The organism is Roseateles sp. P1_C1_2, assembly GCF_056406535.1.
In genome coordinates this window covers 110,018-134,428 of record NZ_JBFUAB010000001.1, presented here as the reverse complement: position 1 = coordinate 134,428, position 24,411 = coordinate 110,018, and the positions used below count along the sequence as shown (strand labels likewise).

Sequence of the window (24,411 nt, the reverse complement as noted above, 5' to 3'; positions counted from 1 at the left end):
CGCGTGACCAGCGCGGCGAAGGAGACAGTCTTGATCGCCGATCCCGAAGGGGCTGCCATGCCTCCCGTGCAGCGCCCTGCCGCCGCGTCGCCGGCTGCGACGCCGGCACCCGACCGCGTACCTGCGCGGCAGAAGATCGGCTTCGGCCTCGGCTCCTTCCTCGACATGTGGGGCCACTGGCTCTACCAGTCGCTGGTCTTCCACGTCTTCAACATCTTCCTGGGCGTTGCACCGGGGCTGATCTCGATGGCGCTGGGCATCAAGATCGTCGCGGACGCCGTCTCCGACGCGATGTTCGGCTGGATCTCCGACAACACCCGCACCCGCTGGGGGCGTCGGCGGCCCTTCATGCTGGTGGGTGGCGTGCTGGCAGGCATTGGCCTGCCGCTGATGTTTGCCGTCGGCCGTGGCTGGACGGACACCGAGTACTTCATCTTCATCGTCGTCTCGACCTGCCTCTACGCGCCGGTCATGAGCTGCTTCGCCATGCCCTGGAACAGCCTGGGCGCCGAGATGACGCCGGGCTACCACGAGCGCACGCGCGTGATGTCCATCAAGAACGCGATCCAGAAGATCCCCGAGCTGGCGATGTTCGTCGCCGCCCAGTTCACGACGCTTGCCTTCTTCAACGACGCGAGCGGCAAGCCCGACATCCTGTACGGCGCCCAGGTCTATACCGCCATCCTGGGCAGCATCATGGTCGTCGTGTCGGTGCTGATCTTCTCGCTGACGCGTGAGCGCTACTACGAGAGCTTCGTTGCGCAGAGCCGGCAGCGCGTGCCCTTCAAGGACACCCTCTACCGCACGCTGAAGAACCGTCCCTTCCGCCTGATGCTGGGCACCATGCTGACCTACAACATGGCCACGGCCATGGTCGGCCTGCTGGGCTACTACGCCACCGTCTACTACGTCTGCGGCGGCAACCTCGTCGAGGCCACCAAATGGAACTCGCTGATGGGCGTGGCCGGCCTCGTCAGTGGGCTCATCGGCATCACTTTCGCCGGCTGGGTGGCCCGGCGCCGGGGCAAGCGCAATGCGTTGATGACCGTGCTGTGGCTGGGCATTGCCGCTTTTATCGGCGACTGGTTCTTCTACAACCCCAGCCTGCCCTGGCTGCAGCTGTTCGCCAGCGGCGGCGTGGCCTTCATCGGCGCCGGTTTCTGGACGATCTACGGCTCGGCCATGGCCGACGTCATCGACCACGACGAACTCTCGAGCGGCCAGCGCCGCGAGGGTTCGTTTGCGGCCTGCGGCTCGTGGATCTCCAAAGTCGGCCAAGCCCTGGGCAGCAGCGCCTCGGGCTGGGTGCTGATGTTCACCGGCTTCGACGTCAAGCTGCCCGCGCAGGGCGAAGACGCCATCCTGCTGATCCGCCTCTGCCTGTCTGGCATTCCCATCGTGGGCCTGCTGGTCGCTCTGTTCATCGTGTCGCGCTACTTCCTGACGGAGCAGCGCATGCACGAGATTCGCGCCACGCTCGAAGCGCGCCGCGGCACCGTCTGACTTTTTTCGGAGTTTTCGCCATGACTTCAACCTGGCACGGCCGCGCATTGCTGGCCCTGTCGACCTGCGTCTGCATTGCCGGCGCCCAGGCCGCCCCGCACGAGACGCTGAAACTCGACGCCCCCAAGCCCAATCTCGCGCCCACACCGCCAATGGGCTGGAACTCCTGGAACAAGTTCGCCTGCAATGTGTCGGAGCAGCTGATCCGCCAGCAGGCCGACGCCATGGTGGCCTCCGGCATGAAGGCGGCCGGCTACACCTACATCGTCATCGACGACTGCTGGCAGAAGAGCCGCGACGCCGACGGCAACATCCAGGCCGACCCCGAGCGCTTCCCGTCGGGCATGAAGGCCCTGGCCGACTATGTGCACAGCAAAGGGCTGAAGTTCGGGCTCTATTCCGACGCCGGCTCGCTGACCTGCGGTGGCCGCCCCGGCAGCGCCGGCCATGAATTCCAGGATGCGCGCCAGTACGCCAAATGGGGCGTGGACTGGCTGAAGTACGACTGGTGCTACACCGGCCCGCGCAACCCCGAGGCGGCCTACACCATCATGGCCAAGGCCCTGCGCGAATCGGGCCGTGACATCGTGCTGTCCATCTGCGAATGGGGCTCGAGCCAGCCCGGCCGCTGGGCCCACCCGATCGGTCACCTGTGGCGCACCACGGGCGACATCTGGGATGCCTGGAAGGGCAAGAAGGAGTGGTCGCACGGCCTGCTGGACATCATCGACATGAACGCCGATCTGTGGACCGATGCTGCCCCCAACGGCTGGAACGATCCCGACATGCTGGAGGTCGGCAACGGCGGCATGACGACGACGGAGTACGAGAGCCACTTCTCCATCTGGGCCATGCTGGCCGCGCCGCTGGTCGCAGGCAACGACATGGCGAAGATGGATGAGGCGACCAAGCGCATCCTGACCAATGCCGAGGTCATCAAGGTCGATCAGGACCCGCTGGGCCGCCAGGGCCGGCGCATCTGGCGCCAGGGCGACCTGGAGGTCTGGGTGCGCACGCTGGCCGGCGGCGACCGCGCGGCGGTGCTCTTCAATCGCAGCGAGAAGCCGGCCGACATCAAGGTCACGTGGGATCAGCTCGACCTTCCGCCCAGGCTCAAGGCCGAGGTGCACGATCTGTGGTCAGGCAAGAAGACCCGCGGCGTGTCAGGCGAGTTGGGTGGTCGCGTCGCGCCTCATGGCGTGCTGATGGTGCGCATCACCCCGGCGCCCTGAGCGTCTGCACCAGCAAGCGCTGCAGGCTGTCCACGGCCTTGTTGCCCTTGGAGGCCTGGCTGCGGTAGACGGCCACCTCCATGGGCTCCAGCGGGCCCAGGCCCTGCTCGGCACCGAGCAACTGCAGATGTGCTGGCACACTGCATTGCGTCAGCACGGCCACTGCGATCCCGCTTTCGACGGCGGCAATCTGCCCCGCCAGATTGGAGCTGTTGTAGACGATCTTGTAGGGCCGCCCCTGCAGGGCCAGCGAGTTGATGGCGCTGCGTCGGCCCAGGCTGGCTTCCTCGTAGACGGCAATGGGCAGCGGGTCGCGGCGCCAGACCTCGAACTGCGGTGAGCCGACCCAGACCATGGGCTCGTGGAAGAGCAGCGTGCCGCGCCGTGCGTGGTCGCGCGAGACCAGCGCGAGGTCGAGATCGCCGCGCGCCACGCGCGGGATCAGCGAGGTCGACTGCTCGCAGTCCAGCTGGATCTCGACGCCGCCGTGCCGCGGCGCGAAGCGCTTGAGGGCTGGCGTCAGGTATTTGCTGGCGTAGTCGTCCGGCACGCCCAGCCGGATGAGGCCGGTGATGTCTTCCTCGCGCAGCGCCGCCTGGGCCTCGGCCTGCAGGTCGAGCATGCGCCGTGCATAGCCGAGCAGGGTCTGGCCTTCGTGGGTCAGCGACAGCTGGCGTGCATCACGTTCGAGCAGCCGGTGGCCGACGGCCGCCTCCAGCTTCTTGAGCTGCATGCTGACGGCCGACTGGGAGCGGTGGATCTCGGCGGCGGCACTGGACAGCGAACCGGCGTCGACGGTGGCGACAAAGCAATTCAGCCAGTCGATCTGCAGGTCGCGCATAGATTCGTTAAGCGGATGGATGCTCTCTGAATTATGCGCTTTTCGGATCTTCGATCCGACGGCACATTGGCGTCATGAAGTACCTTTCCAGCCCCGCCACCGCCGACATTTCCCCCGTTGCCGCGCGGGCGCCGCTCGCCATCACGGCCGGCCCACTCGATGCCCGCGCCGGCGGCCTGATGCTGTTGTTGTGCTTCCTCTGGGGCCTTCAGCAGGTGTCGCTGAAGGCCGTGGCGGAGCAGGCCAGCCCGATGCTGATGGTGGCCCTGCGGTCCGGCATTGCCTTGCTGCTGCTGGCCGCCCTGATGCGCCGGCGTGGTGAGGCGCTGGATCGCCGCCGCTGGGCGGCCGGCGCCGCGGCGGGCTCGCTGTTCGGCCTGGAATTCCTGTTGGTGTCCGTGGCGCTGCAGATGACGCAGGCGTCGCACGTCGTCGTCTTTCTCTACACCTCGCCGCTGTTCACCGCGCTGGGGCTGCACTGGCGGCTGCCGGCGGAGCGCCTGGACGGTCGGCGCTGGGCAGGCATCGCCCTGGCATTTGCCGGTATCGCCCTGGCCTTTCTGGACGGTGTGGCAAGGGATGGCAGTGCGTTGCTCGGTGACCTGCTGGCTGTGATGGCGGGCTTGGCCATGGGGGCCACGACCGTGACCATCCGCTGCACGCGGCTGGCCGAGGCGCCAGCGACAGAGACCTTGCTCTACCAATTGCTCGGTGCCCTGGTGCTGCTGTTGCCGAGCGCCTGGTTGACCGGGCAGTGGCGCTTCGAGCCGACGCTCACCGTCTGGGCCCATCTGGGTTTCCAGAGCCTGGTGGTGTCCTTCGCCAGCTTCCTGACCTGGTTCTGGCTGCTGCGGCGTTACCTGGCCTCGCGCCTGGGTGCCTTCACTTTTCTGACGCCGCTGTTCGGTGTGCTGCTGGGTGTGTGGCTGCTGGGTGAGGCATTGGCACCCAGCTTTGTCGCAGGCAGCCTGTTGGTGCTGGCCGGCATTGCTCTCGTCAGCAAAGCCTAGGTCGTCGCTGTTCCGGTCCGCCCTTCTGGACGACTCTTTGTATTGAAAGCGGTGGTGGCCAGCTATCACAGGCCAAGCGCTAACGCCGCAACCAATTGAAAAGCATCCGTGAGATTTGGTGCCCTAGGGGGTGCCGCAAGCATTGGTAGTTTTTACTACTCGGGCTGCCATAGAGTTGCTCTCGCCTAACTGCGCAGTCTTGCGTGTAGGCCCTCAGGGAGAGACTGGAATGAAGATCAGCACGGTCATCGTGTCGCTATGGACGCTGGTTTGCGCGCCACCAGTGTTTGCGCTCAAGCGTCGGATAGGTGGTTGACAGACAGTGCTCCGATGCAAGGTCGGCTCAAGCGTGGGGACACGCACATCTGAGTGTGTGAAGTAAGACTTTATTGGGAGTTTCAATGAGAAATTTGATAGTCAAAGCAGGCGCGGCGCTGGTCATTGGTTTCGGCGCAATTGCCGCCCATGCCGCTCAGGATTTTTACTACCTCGGGACGCTGTACGGTTCTGACGGCACCATCGCCACATACCGGACGCCCTTGACCGGTTCAACCTACAAATCCATGGTGGACGCGCAGCAAACCATGATGTCGCAGCTGCGTGCCTATCTGGTGCCGCAGCTGATGGCACCGCTGTCCGGATTGCCGGGCTATCAAAACGGATCGGCAAGCGTCGATGGCCCGCTGTCGCTGACCTATAGCAGCGGGGACGTCACGTTTTCAGGCCTGCGGATCGTGATCAACGCGACGGCGAAGCAGTCTTATGCCGGCGTGAGCGCCACCTGCAATATCAATCTTTCGCTGGATCCTGCAACGACAATTGTGGGACGACTGGACATCGTCTCGGGATTGCTGGTAGCCAAGGAAATCAAGAATTTCAAACTGAACCCCAGCTACTCCTGCCAGACAAATCTGGATTGGATTCCTTTTGTCAATACCTTGGTGGATGCTTTCATCTCCTACAAGATCGACGGATTGATCGCTGAAAAGATGCAGTTGGCACACAACGCGATCGCCAATCTCGATGAGTTGAAGCCCTTCACTTTCATGGGCTTGAACGCGATTCCGGATTCGGTGTTCGGAGCGCCCGGCCTGAACTTGGCCCAGCTCAAGAACAAGATCGCGGGCGGCTTCCAGAACCTGCCTGCCATGAGCGTCGACATCGGCGACCCGAAGCGACGCGTGTATGGCCCACAGGGCTACCCACATCAAGCCGGTTCTCACGACCTGATCATGTCCATTGCCATCGGCAATCTCCGATTGGAATTGGGAGAGCATCGGATCTACTACGACGAGATGTATTGCCCGCCGGAGGCCTCTGGCCGGTCCTGCTTCCCGTTCTGAGCGGCGCGACAAGCTCCTCCAAAGAAAAACGCCCTGGAGCAATCCAGGGCGTTTTGATTTTGGGGAGGCCGAAGCCTCCCCAGAGCTACGTTCAGAAGTCGTAGGACGCGCGCACGTAGTAGGTGCGGCCGATGGCGCTCGTGTAGCGCGGGTCGTAGCCGGCCTGGAAGACCTGCGTCTGGTAGCTCAGCGGCGGATCGCGGTCGGTCAGGTTGTGCACGCCCAGCGTCAGCGTCGCGCCCTTCAGCGGCTTCCAGGAGCCAAACGCATCCAGCGTGGCGTAGTTGCTCACGTGGTTGGTCGGGTCCGAATCGATGTAGCCAGACTTGTAGTGACCCGTCAGGCCAGCCGAGAAGGCATCCTTGGCCCAGATTGCCGTCAGCGTGTGCTGCCAACGGAACACCGGACCGGCGCCCGAATAGATGCCGACGTTCTGGTTCCACGGGCCGCCGGTGTAGTCCTGGTACTCATACTTGGCGACGTAGGTGGTGTTCAGGCCGAAAGTGAACGTACCGATTGCCGAGGGCAGGCGGTAGTTGGCCGTGATGTCCACGCCATTGGTGTTGGTGCCACCGAGGTTCTGCTGGCGCACGTCCACGTAGCCGCAATTCGTGCCCGGGCACTGGTTGCCGTTGGTCGACAGCTGGCCGGCGCCATTGCGATGGAAGTACGGGCCGAAGAGGCCGTAGTTGGCGGGGTCGAACAGCGAGTCGTCACCGACCACGCCGATCTGGTTCTTCAGGCGCAGCCACCAGAAGTCCAGGCCTACGCTCAGGTCGGCCACCGGCTGGACGATGAGGCCCAACGTGGCGTTCTTGCTCTTCTCGGGCTGCAGCGTCAGGTTGCCGCCGTTCAGCACCATGAACTGGGCCTTGCAAACGGCCGGGCTGCCCGTGCCCGAGGGGCACAGCAACGGGTCGTTGACCGTGCCTGAGTTGGTGTACGTCTGGGCGGCGTTCAGCTCATACAGCGACGGTGCACGGAAGCCCGTGGAATAGGAGCCGCGCACCAGGACTTCCTTGCTGGGCTGGAAGCGGAAGCCGATCTTGGGGTTGGTCGTGTTGCCGAAGTCGTTGTACTTGTCGTAGCGGACCGCGGCCGTGATGTCCAGGGACTGCAGCAGCGGCACGTTCAACTCGGTGTACAGCGCGCTGACCTTGCGCGAGCCGGCGCTGTAGGTGGCCGGGTCAATGCCGGTCGAGTCGACGACGATGGTGGCGTAGGCCGGGTTCGCCTGTTGAACGAAGTTTTCCTTGCGGTACTCGGCGCCGACGGCGATGGCGGCCTGGCGGCCAGCCTTGAACCAGTCGCCGATCTCGCGGCTGGCGTGGGCGTCGACGTTCGTCGTCGTGCCCTTGGCAAACATGATCAGACCGGTCGCGCCGGCCTGGTCGAGCAGGGCCTGGCCGGCCGCGCTCTGCGCGCCAAAGGGGTTGATCACGCCGGTCAGCACGCCTTCATAGACCAGCGGGCCATTGGCATAGCCACTGATCAGCTTCTCGTCGACCTTGTTCTGGTTGCGGCTCACGCCCACGCCGTAGTCCCAGCCTGCAACTGTGCCGTCCAGCGACAGCGTGAAACGCTGCTGGGTGTTGGTGTTGCTGTCGCCGCGCTGGCCGTTGGGCATGTCGCGCCAGCGCGCGATGACGTAGCCGGGCTGGATCTGCGCGCCGCCGTCGGTCATCGTTTCACCCACCAGACCATCGTTGAAGGCCGGGTCCAGGGCGGGGTTGGTCGGGAAATAGGGATTGGGCGTGCCGTCCGGGCGCAGGCGGTTCATCGGCAGGAAGCCGAAGGGCACCGGTGCGATCAGGGTCTTCACGTTGCTGCGCGTGATGAAGTACTCCGCACCCAGCGTGTGGTCGTTGCCCAGCTTCACATCGCCCTTGACCATGCCGGATGCGCGTTCGCTCTTCGGGATGTAGTCCACGAAGTTGGACGTCGTCATGTAGCAGGACGTGCCGTCCCCGGCCGGGATGATGAACGTGCCGTTCTTGCAATCCGGCGCGGCGGGGTTGTACCAGACGTCCGGGTTCTGGTAGTAGTTGGCCGGCGAAGGCGAGCCGGAGATGCCGCCGTCATAGCGACGGTTGAACGAGCGCTGCGAGCCGGTGATGCGGTCCTGCTTCTGGAAGTCCACGAAGCCGAAAACGTTGTAGCCCTGGGCCTCCAGGTCGCCGAAGCCGAAACCGGCGTTGGCATTCTGCGATTTGCCACCGGCATGCTGGGGGATGTCCGTGCCCACCGTCACGGTGCCGCCCTGGTAGTCCTTGCGCGTGATGAAGTTGATGACGCCGCCGATGGCGTCCGTGCCATACAGCGCCGAAGCGCCGTCACGCAGCACCTCGATGCGCTCGATGGCCGCCATCGGGATCATGTTCAGGTCGGGCGCAGAGCCGTCGAAGGCGTTGTTCGCGATACGGCGGCCATTCAGCAGCACGAGCGTCTTGTTGGCGCCAACACCGCGCAAGTCGGCGAACGAAGCGCCACCCGTTGAGGAGCCCACGGCCTGGTTGGTGCCGGTGCTGGTCTGGCTGGCGGTCAGCGTGCTCAGGATCTGTTCGACGGTCGTCAGGCCTTGCTGCTTGATGTCCTTCATCTTGAACACCGTGATCGGCACCGCGGTCTCGGCATCAAGGCGCTTGATGGCCGAGCCGGTCACGGTTACGCGCTCGATCTGCTGCGGTTCGGCGGGGGCCTGTTGGGCCCAGGCACTGAAACCACCGACGGTCAACAGGACCGCGGCGGCGATTTTGGTTTGCTTATGCATCTCTGCTCCAGAAAAAACGTGGCAAGCGGGTGGCTTGCCATCGGATTCAGCCGATTGAAAGCGCCGGATCGGGCGCTGGCTGTCGGAGCAAATTTTCTGGCCTCGGGCAAACCCGAGGTGTCTAGGGAATCCCTGGGGGGTCGCGTAAATCTCTGTGCGAGGGTGCCGGTGGATTCGCTAATGCCTTGATGCAGAAAGGATTTCTGGCAATTCCAGGGGGGCCTGGCGGGCTTTTGGCTGATGCGTTTTACCAAATAGTAAAACTGCTTCACATTACTTATCGGCGGGGCAATGGTTGTAAGTAAGAAATCGAATCATTTATGGTTATTTTTGGATGATTCGGCTATTTATGGTTTTCCACTAGGCATAAATTGCCTGCAAACCGATGGTGAGCGCCGCTTAACCCTGGAAATTTGCAATCTCTAAATTGCAAAAATAGTTTGCGGTGTTTATCGAAAAATTGCCTGTCGCCAGCCTGTCCGGCGCGCGGGCAGCGGCGGGTCAGTGGCCCAGCCGGCGCGACAGCAGGGCGGCTGCCTTGCGCAATTGCGTGACCAGTGCACCGTCCAGCGCGGTGTCGAAGCCGGCGCTTGAGCCGATCGCCGTCAAGGCCAGCACCAGCCGCCCCGAAGCTTCGAAAACCGGCGCCGCCGCCGCGCTGACGCCGGCGACGACGCCGTCGCGCGAGGTCGCCAAGCCGTCTTTGCGGACGGCGTCGGTGACGCGGGCATCCGGCAGCGCTTCACCCAGCGCCGCGGCTTCTTCGGTGCGCCAGGCCGCGAACAAGCGCCCCGACGCCGTTCCGGCCAGGCTCATCACCGTGCCGTGGCGCATGCTGATGTGTACCGGGGCCGGCCCTTCGGCCACGCGCACGATGGTCGGCCCGCGCGTGCCCCACACGGCGATGGCCACGGTGTGGCCCAGTTGCAGCGCCAGCTCCTCGATGACCGGCGTGGCCAGCCGCACAGGGTCGTACTGCTGCAGGCTGATGAGACCGAGCTGCAAGGCCAGCGGGCCCAGTGCATAGGGCCCGCTGCCGCCGTCCTGCTCGACGAGGCCCAGCTTGATGAAGCTGACCAGATAGGGGTGGGCCTTCGCCGGGGTCATGCCGGCTTCCCGCGCCAGATCCTTCAGCGCCATCGGCCGGCCCTGGTGGGCCAGGGCCAGCAGCAGCTGACCGCCGACTTCGATGCTCTGGATGCCTCGCGGGGCCTTGGGCTCAACCATGCGGAAAATTCTATATTGGTGAATTGATTTGGAATAGGCTAAATTTCGGCTTCGACGCTGGAGACCCGCATGACGACGAAAAAAGCCTTTGCCTCGCAAGCCGACCTGGAAGAGAAGCAGGTCACCTTCGAGCGCCTGTCGGCGCACGCCTGGGCCTACACCGCCGAGGGGGATCCGAACACCGGCATCGTCATCGGGCGCGACGCGGCCATGGTGATCGACACCCAGGCCACGCCTGTCATGGCGGCCGACGTGATCCGCCGCATCCGCGAGGTGTCGGCTGTGCCCATCAAATACGTGCTGCTGAGCCACTACCACGCGGTGCGCGTGCTCGGCGCGTCGGCCTTCAAGGCCGAGGGCCTGGAGCAGGTCATTGCCAGCGATGCGACGCTGGCCCTGATCAAGGAGCGCGGCGAGCAGGACAAGGCCAGCGAGATCGGCCGCTTCCCGCGCCTGTTTCGCAATGTCGAGTCCGTGCCTGCAGGGCTGACGTGGCCGACGCTGACGTTCTCGGGCCGGCTGACGCTGGACCTGGGCGGCGTCAAGGTCGAGATGTTCTCGCCCGGCCGCGGCCACACCGCCGGCGACACCGTGGCCTGGTTGCCCGAGGAGCGCGTGTTGTTCAGTGGTGACCTGGTCGAGTTCGACGCGACGCCCTACTGCGGCGACGCGCATTTCGCCGACTGGCCCGCGACGCTGGACGCCGTTGCGGCGCTGCACGCTGCTGCCCTCGTGCCCGGCCGCGGCCCGGCGCTGAAGGGCGCCGAGCAGGTGGCAGCCGGCCTGGACGGCACGCGCGCCTTCGTCAGCGAGCTGTACGCCGCGGTGCAGGCCGGCGTGAAGGCGGGCGAAGAACTGAAGGCCGTCTACCAGCGCACGATGGCGGCGCTGCGGCCCAAGTACGGGCATTGGGTCATCTTCGACCACTGCATGCCCTTCGACGTGACGCGCGCTTATGACGAGGCCGGCGGCACTTCGCATCCGCGTATCTGGACAGCAGAACGTGACGTGGAGATGTGGAAGTCGTTGGAAGGGGCCTGATGGACCTGCCGCGCTACCCGTATCACCAGTCGCTGGAGCAGCGCTCCGGCCAGCCGCAGCGTCGGCCCGTCGTCATCGTCGGCGCCGGTCCGGTGGGCCTGACGCTGGCGCTGGACCTGGCGCGCCGCGACGTGCCCGTCGTCGTCATCGATGACAGCGACCGCATCGGCGAGGGCTCGCGCGCGGTCTGCTGGGCCAAGAAGACGCTGGAGGTGTTCGACCGTCTCGGTGTCGGCGAAGCGGTCGCGCGCGAGGGCGTGCGCTGGCAGCGTGGCCGGGTCTTTCACGGCGAGCGCGAGGCCTATGCCTTCGACCTGCTGCCCGAGGCGCATCACAAGATGCCGGCGATGGTGAACTTGCAGCAGGACCAGGTGGAGGCACGACTGATACGCGCCGTGCAACTTGATCAGCGCATCGAGCTGCGTGGCAGGCATGAGCTGATCGGCCTGGAGCAGGACGACGACGGCGTGACGCTGAATGTGCGCACGCCCGATGGCCTGTTCGACATGCGCGCCGACTGGGTCGCCGCCTGCGACGGCGCGCGCAGCCCAACGCGCACCTTGCTGGGCCTGAGTTTCCAGGGCCAGGTCTTCGAGGACCGTTTCCTGATCGCCGATGTGCGACTGGGCGCGGGCGTGCGTCCGCGCGGGCTGGATCCCGCCAGACCCGAGCGCTGGTTCTGGTTCGACCCGCCTTTCCACCGCGGCCAGTCCGTGCTGCTGCATGCGCAGGCGGACGGCCTGTGGCGCATCGACTTCCAGCTGGGCCGCGATGCCGATGTCGAGGCCGAGCGCGACCCTGAGCGCATCAAGGAACGCGTCGCGGCCATGCTGGGCACGCAGGGCTTCGAGCTCGCCTGGTCGTCCATCTACCAGTTCTGCTGCCGGCGCGCCGAGCGCTTGCGTGTCGGGCGCGTGCTGCTGGCCGGGGACGCCGCTCACCAGGTCTCGCCCTTTGGCGCACGGGGTGCCAACAGCGGCGTGCAGGATGCCGACAACCTCGGCTGGAAGCTGGCCGCCGTCGTGAAGGGGGAGGGCAGCGAGGTGCTGCTGGACTCCTATGAATTCGAGCGCATCGAGGCCGCCGACGACAACATCGGCCACTCGACGCGGGCGACCGACTTCATCAGTCCCAAGAGCAGCCTGAGCCAGCGCCTGCGCAAGGCCGCACTCGACCTCGCCGCACGCACCGACTTTGCCAAACCCCTGGTCAACAGCGGGCGCCTGTCCACGCCGACCGAGCATGTCGATTCGCCGCTGAGCACGCTGGACACGGAGGCCTGGACGGGCGGTCCCGCGCCCGGCTGCCCGGCGCCGGACGCGCCACTGGATGGCGGTGGCTGGCTCGGCGAGCAGTTCGGCGCCGGCTTTGTGCTGCTGGCCTTCGGCTGGCCGGTGGAGGCGCCCGATCTGCGCGTCATCGGCTTGCCCGGCGAGGGCCTGGCGGCGACGCGCTACGGCGCACGTCCGGGCAGCGTCGTGCTGATCCGCCCCGACGCCGTCGTCGCCGCGCGCTGGCATCGCTTCGACGCCGATGCGGTGCGCTCGGCGCTGGCTCGTGCCCATGGGAGAGCGTCATGAATAAATTGAACCTGACCCCAAATTTCGGCCGCGAGGCGGACGCCTTCTACGCCGAACTCATCGCCGCCCAGGCCGCCCTGAGCGACGAACAGGCCGCCGACTGGCTGGCGCGGCTGACCCTGATCCTGTGCAACCACATCGGCGACCGCGAAGTGCTGAGACAAGCCTTCGCACTTGCCCATCACGAACACCATGACTGAACTGACCTATCTGACTGGTTTCGGCAACCAGCACAGCAGCGAGGCCCATCCCGGCGCGTTGCCGATCGGCCGCAACAGCCCGCAGAAGGCGCCTCACGGCCTCTATGCCGAGCTGCTGTCCGGCAGCGCCTTCACGGCGCCGCGCGCCGACAACCATCGCACCTGGATGTACCGCCGCCGGCCGTCGGTCGTCGTCGGTGGCTATGAGCCGCTGGCACATGCGCTGTGGAAGAGCGGTGCCGCGGAAGGCGAGTGCGCCTCGCCCGACCCGCTGCGCTGGGGGCCGACGCCGCTGCAGGGCGATGGCGATTTCGTCGACGGCCTGCGCAGCTATGCCGTCAATGGCGAGACCGGCATCGGTGGCATGGGCGCACTGGCCTATGTCGCGACGCGCGCCATGGGCCGCCGCGCCCTCGTGGACGCCGACGCCGAGATGCTGCTGGTGCCGCAACAGGGCCGCCTGCTCGTGACGACGGAGCTCGGCCGCCTCGTGGTGGCCCCCGGCTTCATCGCGCTGCTGCCGCGCGGCATGGCCTTCAAGGTCGACCCGCTCGACGTGCCCGCGCGTGGCTATGTCTGCGAGAACCACGGCGCGGCCTTCCGCCTGCCCGAGCTGGGCCCCATCGGCTCCAACGGCCTGGCCAACGCGCGCGACTTCGAGGCGCCGGTGGCCTGGCATGAGCAAGAGGAGGGCGAGTACGAGATCGTGAAACGCTATGGCGGCAAGCTGTGGCGCGCGAAGCAGGCGCACAGCCCCTTCAACGTCGTCGCCTGGCACGGCAACCTGGTGCCCTACCGCTGGGACACGGCGCGCTTCATGACGATCAACACCGTCAGCTTCGACCACCCCGACCCCAGCATCTTCACGGTGCTGACCAGCCCCAGCGACACGCCCGGCTGGGCCAACGTCGACTTCGTCATCTTCCCGCCGCGCTGGATGGTGGCCGAGGACACCTTCCGTCCGCCCTGGTATCACCGCAATGTGATGAGCGAGTTCATGGGCCTGGTGCTGGGCCAGTACGACGCCAAGCCCGAGGGCTTCAAGCCCGGCGGCGCCAGCCTGCACAACAGCTATGTGCCCCATGGCCCCGACACCGAGGCCTTCGACAAGGCCAGCGGTGCCGACTTGAAGCCGCACAAGCTGGACGCCACACTGGCCTTCATGTTCGAGACGCGCTGGCCCCTCAAGCCCACCGCCTGGGCGCTGAAGGATGCACCGCTGGAGACGACCTACGCCAACTGCTGGCAAGGCCTGAAAGACGAATTCAAAGCATGAGCATGATTGACCACACCCATGACGCCGCGGCCCTCTCCTGGGTCGCTTCGGCCAACTCGCCCGAAACCGATTTCCCGTTGCAGAACCTGCCCTTCTGCAGCTTCCGCCGCGCCGGCTCGCTGGAGCCCTGGCGTGTCGGCGTCGGCATCGGCGACCAGATCCTGGACCTGAGCGCCTGGGGCATCACCGACCTGAACGCGCTGATGGGCCGCCCGAGTGCCGAGCGCCTGGCCTTGCGCCATCGCCTCTTCGACACCCTGAAGGCCGGCGCGCCCGAGGTCGAGCTGGTGCCGCAGGCCGCTGCCGAATACACGCTGCCCTGCCGCATCGGCGACTACACCGATTTCTACACCGGCATCCACCACGCCCGCGCCATCGGCAAGCTGTTCCGCCCGGACAACCCGCTGCTGCCCAACTACCAGTGGGTGCCGATCGGCTATCACGGCCGCTCCTCGTCCATCGTCGTCAGCGGCACGCCGCTGCGCCGCCCCAAGGGCCAGGTCAAGCCGCCGGACGCCGAGGTGCCGGTGTTCAAGCCCAGCGCCCGCGTCGATTGCGAGCTCGAGCTGGGCCTCTTCGTCGGCCCGGGCAATGCGCTGGGCGAGCCCTTCGGCATCGACGAGGCCGACGAGCACGCCTTCGGCCTGACGCTGCTCAACGACTGGTCGGCCCGCGACATCCAGCCCTGGGAATACCAGCCGCTCGGGCCTTTCCTGGCCAAGAACTTCGGCACGACGATCTCGCCGTGGATCGTCACGATGGAGGCTCTGGCACCCTTCCGCATCCCCTTCACCCGGCCCGCTGAAGACCCGCAGCCGCTGCCCTATCTCGACTCGCCGGCCCATCGCGCCAACGCGAGTTTCGACATCGAGATGGAGGTCTGGTTCAAGACGCCGACGATGAGCGAGCCCACGCGCCTGTCGCGCTCCAACCTGCGCCATGCCTACTGGTCGCTCGCTCAGATGCTGACCCACCACGCCAGCAATGGCTGCAATCTGCAGCCGGGTGATTTGCTGGGTACCGGCACCATCAGCGGCCCCGCGCCTGAGGAGGCCGGCTCCCTGCTGGAGCTGACCGGCGGTGGCAAGCAGCCGATCACGCTGCCGAACGGTGAACAGCGCACGTTCGTCCTCGATGGCGACACTCTCGGCCTGCGCGCCTTTGCGGAGAAACCCGGATTCCGGCGCATCGGTTTCGGGGCCTGCGACGGGCAAATCACCCCCGCGACCTGACCCAGCATTGCGCCAACGTAACGTCGGCGCAATGAAGTCCAACAAAGCGCAACGCCTTGCTCCAGGCGTGAGCGCCGCCGCTAGATTGCGGGCACTGGCCAGGGTCTGACGACAAGAGACAACGCAGCTCTGGCCTTCTGAGTTGAGCCTTGCCCGTCGGCACACCCGCCGCGGGGACGGCTACTTGTTGTCCAACAGAACTCGTTGCCCAGGAGCACCTACGTGGCCAAGCCTCACTTCAAGCCCCTTCTTCAGCCCCTTCTTTTGCCCCGCCTCATCGGCCTCGCACTCGGCGCCACCGCACTCGGTGCCATGGCCCAGGAGGCCGCCCAGCAACTCGACACCGTGGAGATCCGCGGCGTGCGGGCGACGCTGAAGAAGAACCTGGCGGAGAAGCGCGAGTCGCAAAACATCGTCGACTCCATCAGCGCCGAGGACGTGGGCAAGTTCCCCGACAAGAACGTGGCCGACTCACTGCAGCGCGTACCCGGCATCTCGGTGGACCGCATCTGGGGCGAAGGCAAGGCCATCTTCGTGCGCGGCACGGACAAGAACCTCAACATGACGCAGCTCAACGGCCAGTCCGTTGCGTCATCGGAGTGGTGGCTCAACGAGCCGCAGACGCGCAGCTTCAACTACGACGTGCTGCCCTCCGAGATCGTCGGCAGCCTGGACGTGTTCAAGAGCCCGTCGGCCGACCTGGACGAAGGCAGCATCGGTGGCCTCGTCATCGTCAAGACGCGCAAGCCCCTGGCCTTCAAGGACCAGCTGACGCTGCAGGCCTCGGCCGAGGCGATGTACAGCAAGCTGCCCGGCAAGACCGACCCGCAGGTCTCGGGCCTGTTGAACTGGAAGAGCGACGACAAGACCTTTGGCGTGCTGCTGGCCATCAGCAGCCAGAAGCGCCATATGCGCCGCGACGGCCTGGAGCAGTTCTCCGACGGCAAATACGACGTCAAGGACCAGAACGGCGTCGTCACCAACGCCTATGCCTCCTGGGGCGGTGGCTCGGCGATCTTCCGCCAGGAGCGCGAGCGCACGACGACCAATCTCGCCCTGCAGTTCCAGCCCAACCCGGCCACCGATCTCGTGCTGAATCTGATGGATTCGGACATGAAGATGAACAACAACAACCAGAACTACCTCTGGCAGGCCGGCGGCCTGGCGGTGGGTGGCGTCATCAGCGCCGTCGACCCGAAGTTCATCACGGTCAGCGACGGCAGCAAGGCCCTGGTCGGCGGCACCTTCGGCCCCAAGACCGGCGTGTCGTTCGAGCCGATCTACCGCGAGAGCTACATCAAGTCCCGCGTGGCGGATCTGGACGGCAGTTACCAGGGCGGAAACTGGCGGCTGCATGGCCAGGTGGGCACGACCAACAGCTCGGGTGGCAGCTCGCATGACCGCCATTTCTGGATGGAAGGCGACACGCGCACGACCATCACGCTGGGCGCCGATCACTACGGTGTGAAGTACCTGGACATCAGCCCTCTGGACCCCAAGGCGCTGACGCTGAAGGCCGGCGACGACCGCATCCGCCGCATGGAAGCCAAGGAGAACTACGCCCAGGGCGATGTGACCTTCGACCTCGACGGCGGCGTCATCAACGCCGTCAAGCTCGGCGTCAAGCTGCGCGACAACACGCTGAAGAACTCCCGCATCCAGGGCACGGCAGGTCCCGGTTCCAACGGTTGGCAGTCCTTCAGCTTGTCGGACCTGTCCTCCGGCCCGTCGCCACTGCTGAGCCAGCAGGCCGCCACGTCGGACGCGCTGACGCAGTACGCCTGGTACGACGACGGTCTCGTCGCCAGCAAGGGCATCCCGATGTTCGACAAGGCGATGACCTACAAGGACGTGCTCAACGAGAACTACAAGATCCACGAGCGCATCTCGGCCCTCTACGCCAAGGCCGACTTCTCGGTGGCCAAGTTCCGCGGCGACTTCGGCCTGCGCTTCGTGCGCACGCAGCAGACCTCGGACGGCTATCTGGGCAACGCCAGCGGCGGCTTCTCGCCCACCAGTGTCGGCAACAACTACACCGATGCGCTGCCCAGCCTGAACGTGGTCTACGACCTCAGCAAGGAGCTCATCCTGCGCGGCTCGGTCTCGCGCGCCATGGCCCGCCAGACCTTCGACCTGCTCAGCCCCGGCATGCGCCGCGACGGCACCGTGCTGTCCAAGGGCTATGCCGGCAACCCGATGTTGAAGCCGGTGCATGCCAACCAGGCCGAGATCGGCGCCGAGTGGTACTACGCCGACGCGGCCCTGATCTCGGGCACCTTCTTCATCAAGAAGCTCGACACCTTCACCTACAAGGCCTCCAAGTCCGAACAGGTGGGCAGCGAGACCCTGACCATCGAACGCCCCTACAACGCCGACAACGGCGCCGACATCAAGGGCTTCGAGCTGCAGTGGCAACAGCCCTTCGGCAACACCGGCTTCGGCACCGTCGTGAACTACACCTTCACCGACGCCAAGGCCGGCGCCGTAGCCGGCCAGCCGCGCCTGAAGGTGCTGGGCAACTCGCGTGATCAGTTCAACTTCAGCGGCTACTACGAGCAGGGTCCCGTCACGCTGCGCGTCTCGTACAACTACCGCTCCAAGAGCTATGGCAACGTCGAGATGGGCGGCCAGGTCGTCAACAGCGCCTACGGCCAGTGGGATGCCTCGGCCAGCTGGGATGTGACGAAGCAGATCGCGCTGTACGCCAGCGCCGTCAACATCAACAACGAAGTGATCAAGTCCAACACGGTGGACGGCATCCCGGTCGGCGTCTATGAGAACGGTGCCCGCTACAGCATCGGTGTCCGCGCGAAGTTCTAAGTAAGGTCCTGATAGCCGAGACCCCGGCAGCGGTGTACACCACCGCTGCCGGCCCTTGCTTCACGCCCATCGTCCATGCAAACCAAAACCCTCACACCCACGGCAGGCCAGGGCGTGCTGCTGCCCATGCTCTTCATCGGGCTGATGTTCTTCATCCTCGGCTTCGTGACGTGGCTGAACGGCTCGCTGATCCCCTTCCTGAAGATCGTCTGCGAGCTGAACAACTTCCAGGCGCTGTGGGTGGCCTTCGCCTTCTACATCGCCTACACGGTGATGGCCCTGCCGTCGGCGGCCATCCTCGCGCGCATCGGCTACAAGAACGGCATGACGGCCGGCCTGGGCCTCATGGCCATTGGTGCGCTGTGCTTCATTCCAGCGGCCAAGTCCGGCCTCTACCCGGTATTCCTGCTGGCCCTGTTCACGCTGGCCAGCGGCATGACGCTGATGCAGACGGCCATCAACCCTTACATCGTCTGCATCGGCCCGCGCGAGAGCGCCGCCATGCGCATCTCCATCATGGGCCTGTTCAACAAGGGTGCCGGCATCGTCGTTCCGCTGGTGTTCTCGGCGCTGATCCTGTCGGGCATGGAGCGCTTCTCCGAATCGGCGCTGGCTGCTCTGGATGCCGCCGGCCGTGAGGCGCTGCGCAACGAGCTGTCGCAGCGCCTGGTCTTCCCCTACGCGGTGATGGCCGTGGGCCTGGTCATCTTCATGGCGCTGATCCACTTCTCGTCGCTGCGCGAGCCCGAGCTGGAGGCGGCGGGCGAAGCTTCAGGCACGGTCAAGCGCTGGGGCGTGTTCCGGCACCCGCAGGTCGTGCTCGGCGCGATCGCGCTGTTCGGCTATGTCGGTGTCGAGGTCATCGCCGGCGACACCATCGGCCTGTACGGCCGCCAGCTCGGCGTGGCGCACTACGGCGTGCTGACGTCATACACCATGGGCTTCATGGTGCTGGGCTATCTGCTCGGCGTGGCGCTGATCCCGCGTTGGCTGTCGCAGCGCGCGGCCCTGATCTTCTCGGCCGTCAGCGGCATCGCCTTCGTGCTCGGCGTGGCCATGTCGTCGCCGACCGAGTCGGGCATTTCGCAGGCTCTGCTCGGCTGGGCTGGCGTGCCGGCTGTGCCCGACACGGTGTTCTTCCTCGCCATGCTGGGCCTGTCCAACGCGCTGGTGTGGCCGTCCATCTGGCCGCTGGCGCTCGAAGGCCTGGGCAAGTACACGGCCGCCGGCTCGGCCCTGCTCATCATGGGCATTGCCGGTGGCGCGCTCATCCCCATGCTGTACGGCCACTTTGCCGACGTGTGGACGCCGCAGAGCGGCTACTGGGTCATGCTGCCTTGGTATGCGCTGATCCTGGTCTACGCGCTGTTCGGCAGCCGACTCAGGAACTGGTGAGCGGTGTTTGGGCGTCTCGCTTGACGCTGGAATACCCCCGGCGAGGCTCTGCCGGCCGCTGACAGAATCGGCGAGTCGCACTCAATGCACGGAGTTGCCGTCATGACTTGCCGAACCCTGCGCCTTCTTGCTTCGGCGCTTCTCGCTGTCCTGTGCATCGGTGCGGCCCGACCCGGCCTGGCCCAGACCGCGGGTGCCGCCACCTGGCGTGCTCAGGTCGTCGAGATCATCGATCGCAAGGGCTTCGAGAAGCCCTTGACCGCCATGACCATCATGGTGCCGGCCGGCTGGCGCGCGCAGGGCGAGATTCAATGGCGTGGACTGTCCTGCGGACGTCTCTACCAACCCACGTTGCAGGCGCGCGCGCCGGATGGCCGCAGCGCCATCGAATTGACTCCCGGCGAGGCCTGGATCGGCAGCGGGCCCAATCCCTCAGTGCCGTGCCTGCGTGCGTCGTTCGCCAATGCCGAAAGCTATCTGAAAGCCTGGGTAGGCAGACACCGGCCCGGCGCGCAGTGGCTCGACTACCGCATCCGGCCCGAACGCGGCCGGCCGCCCACCGACATGCCGTTCCCGGGCGGCGGCGGCACGCGCAGCTGGGCCGAAGTTGGCCAGGCGCTGATCGGCTATGAGCAGGGCGGCCAGGCGATACGCGAATCGCTTGCGGTCGCGATTTCGTTCAGCGTCACGCGGATGGCCCTGCCCGGCATGGCGCCGATACAGACGTCGCAGGGCGAATCGTTCGGCGTGCTCAGCTGGCGTGCGCCCGACGGCCAGCTCGATTTCCGCCAGTTCGATGCGATGTGGCAGACGCTGCGTAGCGACGCGGGCTGGCAGGCCCGCATCGACCAGGGCACGCAAGCCACCAACCAGGCCATCGCGCGCGACAACGCAATCACCGCCAGCAAGATCGCGGCGATCAATGCCGAGACCTCGCGCCAGACGCTGGCGGCGATCAAGCAGCGCGGCGAGATCGCCCGCCAGTCGCGCGAGGAGGTGGCCGCCATCAACAACGGCGTGGTGCGCGACCGTGCCGCCAGCATCGACCGCACCCACACCGCCAACGTGCGCAGCGTGCGCGAGGTCGAGCTGTACCGCGGCAGCAGCGTCGGCGGCAACGGCACGGTCGAGCTGCCGAACCACTACCAGCATGCCTGGCGGTTGCGCGACGGCACCTACGTCATGACCGACAGCCCGAACTTCGACCCCAATCGTGAGCTCGGCGTGCCCGGCGAGCAATTGCAGCGCACCCGATGAGGCAGGCCACGATGAGAGTTGCGCTGGAAGCGCTTTGCCACTGCGTGCTGTTTGCGCTGGCGTCGCTCGCCGGCACGGCCGCGTCGGCGCAGAACAGCTTCGGCGGCGCCACGCCGCCGCCACCTCAGCCTTCGCCGAACAGGGTCGATCCTCGGCGCGCCGCCCCGGCCGCCGAAGGCCAGGCGGGCCTGCCGCGCACCGACCCGCAACGCCTGGCGCAGATCGAAGGCAAGGAGCGCGCAGATCACGGCGTGCCGGCCAGCACGGAGTTGCACAGCGGCGCGATGCACGGCGCGACACCAGCTTCGATCCCGGGCGGTCAGGTTGTGACTACGCGCCAGCTCGTCGCCACTCTCGCTGCTCGGCGCGAGGGCGGCGCGAATGCCCTGCCGCCGCTGCTGTTGTTCGACGTGCTGGGCGGCGTCGAACGCCTGCCCGGCGCGCTCAATGCCGTGCCTGCGCACCAGGCCGGCAGCTTCGACGACCATGTGCAGCGTGAGTTCGGCGCCTATCTCAAGCAAGTGACGCAGGGGCGCCAGGACCTGCCGCTGGTGTTCTATTGCGCGAGCACGATGTGCTGGATGTCGTACAACGCGGCGCTGCGCGCGATCCGCATGGGCTACCAGAAGGTCGGCTGGTACCGCGGCGGCGTCGAGGCCTGGAAGGAGGCCGGACTGCCGATCGAGCGCGCCGGCGCGCCGGGCCAGCGACCCGGCAACTGAGCGGGGCCGCGACCGGTGTCGCGTCCTTACACTGAACTGCGTCGTCCGCCCATTGCCGTTGGTGCAGCAACGGGCTTCCGACCCGTTGGGCGCGCCCCTCCAATGCTGTCGCCGTCCAGCTTCACTACTACCAAGGAACGACCATGACCAGTCCGATGTATACCTTCGCCGTTCCCGTCTTCAAGCAAATGCTGCTGGCGCTCAAAGCCGAACTGGCGCAGGCCAGTACGCACGCCTCGGCCCATTCGATTGAGCCCGACGCCTTGCTGCAGGCTCGCCTGTATCCGGACATGTTTGCGTTGGCCAAGCAGGTGCAGATCGCAGCCGACTTTGCGCGCGGCGTATCGGCACGCCTGGCGGGTATCGAGGTCCCCACCCAGGAGGGACAAGAGAAGAGCTTCGCTGATCTTGACTTGCTGTTGGCCCAGACAGTGAGCTTTCTGGATGGCCTGAGCGCATCGCAGTTCGAAGGCAGCGAAAGCAGAGAGATCATTCTGCGTCCCGGTACACCCAAGGAGAAGCGGCTGATCGGTCAAAGCTATCTGGCCAACTACGGCCTGCCGCAGTTCTTCTTTCATGTCACCACTGCCTATGCCATCCTGCGCCACAACGGGATCGCCATCGGCAAGCGTGACTACATGGGCGTGTATTGACCGGAGCTGCTACTGGGTCATGCTCCCTTGGTATGCACTGATCCTGGGCTATGCGCTGTTCGGCAGCCGGCTCAGGAATTGGTGAGGCCCTGCAGCAGCGAGCCTATTGTTCCGATGATCCCTTGGCCAGCAAGGCCTTGATGACCACGGGACGGGTCGACGAGGCGCTCGCCGTTATTTGAGATTTGCCCGCTCTCAAGGCCGCGCTGTCGGACATGATGTTGACGGCCTCGTTCAGGAGGACGTCGTTGACGGCGTCCCTGGCCTTTTCTGCGGCGAGATCCTTGCCGAGCTTGCGTTCATTGAACTGCAGGCCATCGTCTGCCAATGCACTGCCCGCGCCCGACGCAGCGCCGGTTCCGGCGCCGCCCGCCATCGCGGCCAAGCGCTTCTCCAAAGCGGCGCGTTCCTTGCGACGAACCCCTTCGTTGAGTGAAATGACATTGTTCTTGCGCAGGTCCCGTGCCTTTGCAACGTCCTCCAGCAGGCCCTGGTAGTCACGGTCGCCCCGGACGCGGCTCTCGTGCCATGCCAGCAGGCGTGGCAGCTGTGGGGTCATGTCGCCCACGGGCGTGTAGTCGGCCGCCTTGACGCGGGTCCACGGCAAGGCGTTGCCGTAGCTCGCCTCGCCGAACTGGTTGTCGTCGCCGGTGGTCGGGTAGCGGATGTCCGGCGTCACGCCACGCAGTTGCGTCGTCCCGCCGTTCACCCGGAAAAACTGCGCGATGGTCATCTTCAGGTCGCCAAACACCGGCGTGGCGTTCTTGGCGATTCTGTCGAGGCTGGCGACGGTCTGGACCGTGCCCTTGCCGAAGCTGGGCTCGCCGATGACCAGGCCGCGCCCATAGTCCTGAACCGCCGCCGCGAAGATTTCCGACGCTGAAGCCGACCCCCGGTTGATCAGCACGCCCAACGGTCCGTCCCAAGCCAGGCCGGTGTCGACGTTTGTCGCCACGCTGATCTCGCCTTTGGCATTGCGTGTCTGAACCACCGGCACCTTGCCGATGAACAGGCCCGTCAGGTCCACTGCTTCGCGCAGCGAGCCCCCGCCGTTGTTGCGCAGGTCCATCAACACGCCCTCCACCTTTTGGGCCTTCAAGTCCTGCAGCAGCCTGGCCACGTCGCGCGCCGCGCTGCGGTAGTCCTTGTCGCCCTTCTGCAGCGCGCCGACATCCTCGTAGAACGAGGGCAAGGTAATCACGCCCACCAGGCGTTTGCCCTCGCCCGTCGTCACCGAATAAACCTTGGCCTTGGCCGCGCTGTCCTGGATCGCAATGGTGTTGCGGACCAGGGTCACGGTCTTGATGGAGGGGTCAGGCCCGCTGTCGGCCGGCAGGATTTCCAGCCGAACCGTCGAAGCCATCGCGCCGCGGATCAAAGCCACCACGTCGTCCAGGCGCCAGCCGACCACATCGTCCACCGGGCCCGCCGCGCCCTGGCCGACGCCCACGATACGGTCGCCCACCTTCAGTTGTCCCGACGCGATCGCGGGCCCGCCCGCCACCAGCTCCCGAATGGTGGTGTAGCCGTCAATCTCGGTCAGGAGTGCGCCGATACCCACCAGCGACAACCGCATCGCGATATCGAAGTTCTCTGCGGCGCGTGGCCCCATGTAGTTGGTATGGGGCTCGATCGCCATCGTGTAGGCGTTCATGAATGCCTGGAAGGCGTCGGCGCTGGAGATCTTGCCGATGCGCTTGGCGGTGCTGTCGTAGCGCTTGTCGAGCACCTTCCTGATGGCCGCGTCGTCCTGGCCCGCGAGCTTGAGCCGCAACCAATCATTCTTGACGCGCTTGCGCCAGAGGTCGAGCGACTCGGCTTCGGTAGCTGGCCAAGGCTGGTCCTTGCGGTCGATCATCAGCGTCTCGTCGCGCTCGAAGTCGAACCCCTTGGCCAGCAGGCTGCGGGCAAAAGCCATGCGCTCGACCGCCCGGCGTTCGTACAGGTTGAAGATCGCGAACGGCGCGCGCAGGTCCTCGGTCAGGATTGCATCGTCAAGCCGGCTGCGGTCCACCGCCAGGCGGTCGATGTCGGACTGCAGGAAGTACAGCTTCTCGGGGTCGAGCGACTTCAGGTACTGGTTGAACACCTTGCCCGACAAGGCATCGTCGAGGGGGACGGCCTTGTAGTGGTAGCGCGAAAGCAGTTCTGCAGCCAGGCGAGCCGCCTTGGCCTCCTGCGCCGTCGGCTGCAACAGCGGCGGATATGCAAGCTCCGTGTCCGCCTTGGCAACCTGCAGTGCGGCCGCCAGGACCCACACGAACCCGATCAGCTTCTGTCTCAATCTCACTCCACCACGGTTGAACGGC

At 65.9% G+C, this 24,411-nt stretch carries 18 protein-coding genes; 14 read left to right on the top strand and 4 right to left on the bottom strand.

Going from position 1 to position 24,411, the window contains the following annotated elements; translation table 11 throughout:
• The first annotated feature begins 30 nt into the window (after positions 1–30).
• Positions 31–1,503 carry an MFS transporter gene (locus tag AC1D2H_RS00580; protein WP_478009502.1) on the top strand — a complete coding sequence of 491 codons (1,473 nt, stop codon included), beginning with the start codon at positions 31–33 and terminating at the stop codon, positions 1,501–1,503.
• A gap of 20 nt (positions 1,504–1,523) precedes the next feature.
• The gene (locus AC1D2H_RS00575) at positions 1,524–2,735 is read left to right on the top strand and encodes a glycoside hydrolase family 27 protein (protein ID WP_478009501.1); all 1,212 of its coding nucleotides are present in this window, start codon (positions 1,524–1,526) and stop codon (positions 2,733–2,735) included.
• Here AC1D2H_RS00575 and AC1D2H_RS00570 read toward each other — a convergent pair.
• On the bottom strand, positions 2,719–3,576 hold the full coding sequence (locus AC1D2H_RS00570) for a LysR family transcriptional regulator (protein WP_478009500.1): 858 nt from the start codon (positions 3,574–3,576) through the stop codon (positions 2,719–2,721). The two genes, AC1D2H_RS00575 and AC1D2H_RS00570, sit on opposite strands and share 17 nt — an antisense overlap.
• A gap of 179 nt (positions 3,577–3,755) precedes the next feature.
• Between AC1D2H_RS00570 and AC1D2H_RS00565 the strand changes: the two genes are divergently transcribed.
• A complete protein-coding gene (locus tag AC1D2H_RS00565; RefSeq protein WP_478009665.1) occupies positions 3,756–4,586 on the top strand; it encodes a DMT family transporter in 831 nt (276 codons plus the stop codon).
• A gap of 401 nt (positions 4,587–4,987) precedes the next feature.
• Positions 4,988–5,929: a hypothetical protein gene (locus AC1D2H_RS00560; RefSeq protein ID WP_478009499.1), complete on the top strand. Its 942-nt coding sequence runs from the start codon at positions 4,988–4,990 to the stop codon at positions 5,927–5,929.
• Positions 5,930–6,020: 91 nt separating this feature from the next.
• On the opposite strand, the gene AC1D2H_RS00555 is transcribed toward AC1D2H_RS00560, so the two are convergent.
• Positions 6,021–8,699, bottom strand: coding sequence for a TonB-dependent receptor (locus tag AC1D2H_RS00555; RefSeq protein WP_477934795.1), 2,679 nt, complete (start codon positions 8,697–8,699; stop codon positions 6,021–6,023).
• Between the two features lie 501 nt (positions 8,700–9,200).
• On the bottom strand, positions 9,201–9,926 hold the full coding sequence (locus AC1D2H_RS00550; RefSeq protein WP_477934793.1) for an IclR family transcriptional regulator: 726 nt from the start codon (positions 9,924–9,926) through the stop codon (positions 9,201–9,203).
• Positions 9,927–9,995: 69 nt separating this feature from the next.
• On the opposite strand from AC1D2H_RS00550, the gene AC1D2H_RS00545 reads away from it, so the two are divergent.
• The 10 genes from AC1D2H_RS00545 (at position 9,996) to AC1D2H_RS00500 (ending at position 22,102) form a co-directional block, all read left to right on the top strand.
• Entirely contained in the window at positions 9,996–10,967 is a 972-nt protein-coding gene (locus AC1D2H_RS00545; protein WP_478009498.1) for an MBL fold metallo-hydrolase, read from the top strand.
• Positions 10,967–12,547 (top strand): FAD-dependent oxidoreductase, encoded by a 1,581-nt coding sequence (locus AC1D2H_RS00540; protein ID WP_478009497.1) that lies wholly within the window; start codon positions 10,967–10,969, stop codon positions 12,545–12,547. The genes AC1D2H_RS00545 and AC1D2H_RS00540 overlap by 1 nt, the downstream gene beginning before the upstream one ends.
• The gene (locus AC1D2H_RS00535; protein ID WP_477934787.1) at positions 12,544–12,747 is read left to right on the top strand and encodes a DUF2783 domain-containing protein; all 204 of its coding nucleotides are present in this window, start codon (positions 12,544–12,546) and stop codon (positions 12,745–12,747) included. The genes AC1D2H_RS00540 and AC1D2H_RS00535 overlap by 4 nt, the downstream gene beginning before the upstream one ends.
• Positions 12,740–14,023 carry a homogentisate 1,2-dioxygenase gene (hmgA, locus tag AC1D2H_RS00530; protein ID WP_478009496.1) on the top strand — a complete coding sequence of 428 codons (1,284 nt, stop codon included), beginning with the start codon at positions 12,740–12,742 and terminating at the stop codon, positions 14,021–14,023. Before AC1D2H_RS00535 ends, hmgA begins: the two co-directional genes overlap by 8 nt.
• Positions 14,020–15,255: a fumarylacetoacetase gene (gene fahA, locus AC1D2H_RS00525; protein WP_478009495.1), complete on the top strand. Its 1,236-nt coding sequence runs from the start codon at positions 14,020–14,022 to the stop codon at positions 15,253–15,255. The genes hmgA and fahA overlap by 4 nt, the downstream gene beginning before the upstream one ends.
• A 222-nt stretch (positions 15,256–15,477) precedes the next feature.
• Positions 15,478–18,075 carry a TonB-dependent receptor gene (locus AC1D2H_RS00520; RefSeq protein WP_478009494.1) on the top strand — a complete coding sequence of 866 codons (2,598 nt, stop codon included), beginning with the start codon at positions 15,478–15,480 and terminating at the stop codon, positions 18,073–18,075.
• 75 nt (positions 18,076–18,150) lie between these two features.
• Positions 18,151–19,470 carry a sugar MFS transporter gene (locus tag AC1D2H_RS00515; protein WP_478009493.1) on the top strand — a complete coding sequence of 440 codons (1,320 nt, stop codon included), beginning with the start codon at positions 18,151–18,153 and terminating at the stop codon, positions 19,468–19,470.
• Positions 19,471–19,572: 102 nt separating this feature from the next.
• Complete coding sequence (locus AC1D2H_RS00510; protein ID WP_478009492.1) at positions 19,573–20,727, top strand: hypothetical protein; 1,155 nt, start codon at positions 19,573–19,575, stop codon at positions 20,725–20,727.
• An 11-nt stretch (positions 20,728–20,738) separates the two neighbouring features.
• Positions 20,739–21,449, top strand: coding sequence for a rhodanese-like domain-containing protein (locus AC1D2H_RS00505; RefSeq protein ID WP_478009491.1), 711 nt, complete (start codon positions 20,739–20,741; stop codon positions 21,447–21,449).
• 143 nt (positions 21,450–21,592) lie between these two features.
• Complete coding sequence (locus AC1D2H_RS00500; RefSeq protein ID WP_478009490.1) at positions 21,593–22,102, top strand: DUF1993 domain-containing protein; 510 nt, start codon at positions 21,593–21,595, stop codon at positions 22,100–22,102.
• A gap of 103 nt (positions 22,103–22,205) precedes the next feature.
• Here AC1D2H_RS00500 and AC1D2H_RS00495 read toward each other — a convergent pair whose 3' ends face one another.
• Positions 22,206–24,392, bottom strand: coding sequence for a carboxy terminal-processing peptidase (locus AC1D2H_RS00495; RefSeq protein WP_478009489.1), 2,187 nt, complete (start codon positions 24,390–24,392; stop codon positions 22,206–22,208).
• Positions 24,393–24,411 lie beyond the last annotated feature (19 nt).

Excerpts from the sequence above, each read along its gene's own strand:
- AC1D2H_RS00575 (WP_478009501.1), top strand. The coding sequence starts at position 1,524 with ATGACTTCAACCTGGCACGGCCGCGCATTGCTGGCCCTGTCGACCTGC.
- AC1D2H_RS00570 (WP_478009500.1), bottom strand. The coding sequence starts at position 3,576 with ATGCGCGACCTGCAGATCGACTGGCTGAATTGCTTTGTCGCCACCGTC.
- AC1D2H_RS00565 (WP_478009665.1), top strand. The coding sequence starts at position 3,756 with ATGCTGTTGTTGTGCTTCCTCTGGGGCCTTCAGCAGGTGTCGCTGAAG.
- AC1D2H_RS00560 (WP_478009499.1), top strand. The coding sequence starts at position 4,988 with ATGAGAAATTTGATAGTCAAAGCAGGCGCGGCGCTGGTCATTGGTTTC.
- AC1D2H_RS00555 (WP_477934795.1), bottom strand. The coding sequence starts at position 8,699 with ATGCATAAGCAAACCAAAATCGCCGCCGCGGTCCTGTTGACCGTCGGT.
- AC1D2H_RS00550 (WP_477934793.1), bottom strand. The coding sequence starts at position 9,926 with ATGGTTGAGCCCAAGGCCCCGCGAGGCATCCAGAGCATCGAAGTCGGC.
- AC1D2H_RS00545 (WP_478009498.1), top strand. The coding sequence starts at position 9,996 with ATGACGACGAAAAAAGCCTTTGCCTCGCAAGCCGACCTGGAAGAGAAG.
- AC1D2H_RS00540 (WP_478009497.1), top strand. The coding sequence starts at position 10,967 with ATGGACCTGCCGCGCTACCCGTATCACCAGTCGCTGGAGCAGCGCTCC.
- AC1D2H_RS00535 (WP_477934787.1), top strand. The coding sequence starts at position 12,544 with ATGAATAAATTGAACCTGACCCCAAATTTCGGCCGCGAGGCGGACGCC.
- hmgA (WP_478009496.1), top strand. The coding sequence starts at position 12,740 with ATGACTGAACTGACCTATCTGACTGGTTTCGGCAACCAGCACAGCAGC.
- fahA (WP_478009495.1), top strand. The coding sequence starts at position 14,020 with ATGAGCATGATTGACCACACCCATGACGCCGCGGCCCTCTCCTGGGTC.
- AC1D2H_RS00515 (WP_478009493.1), top strand. The coding sequence starts at position 18,151 with ATGCAAACCAAAACCCTCACACCCACGGCAGGCCAGGGCGTGCTGCTG.
- AC1D2H_RS00510 (WP_478009492.1), top strand. The coding sequence starts at position 19,573 with ATGACTTGCCGAACCCTGCGCCTTCTTGCTTCGGCGCTTCTCGCTGTC.
- AC1D2H_RS00505 (WP_478009491.1), top strand. The coding sequence starts at position 20,739 with ATGAGAGTTGCGCTGGAAGCGCTTTGCCACTGCGTGCTGTTTGCGCTG.
- AC1D2H_RS00500 (WP_478009490.1), top strand. The coding sequence starts at position 21,593 with ATGACCAGTCCGATGTATACCTTCGCCGTTCCCGTCTTCAAGCAAATG.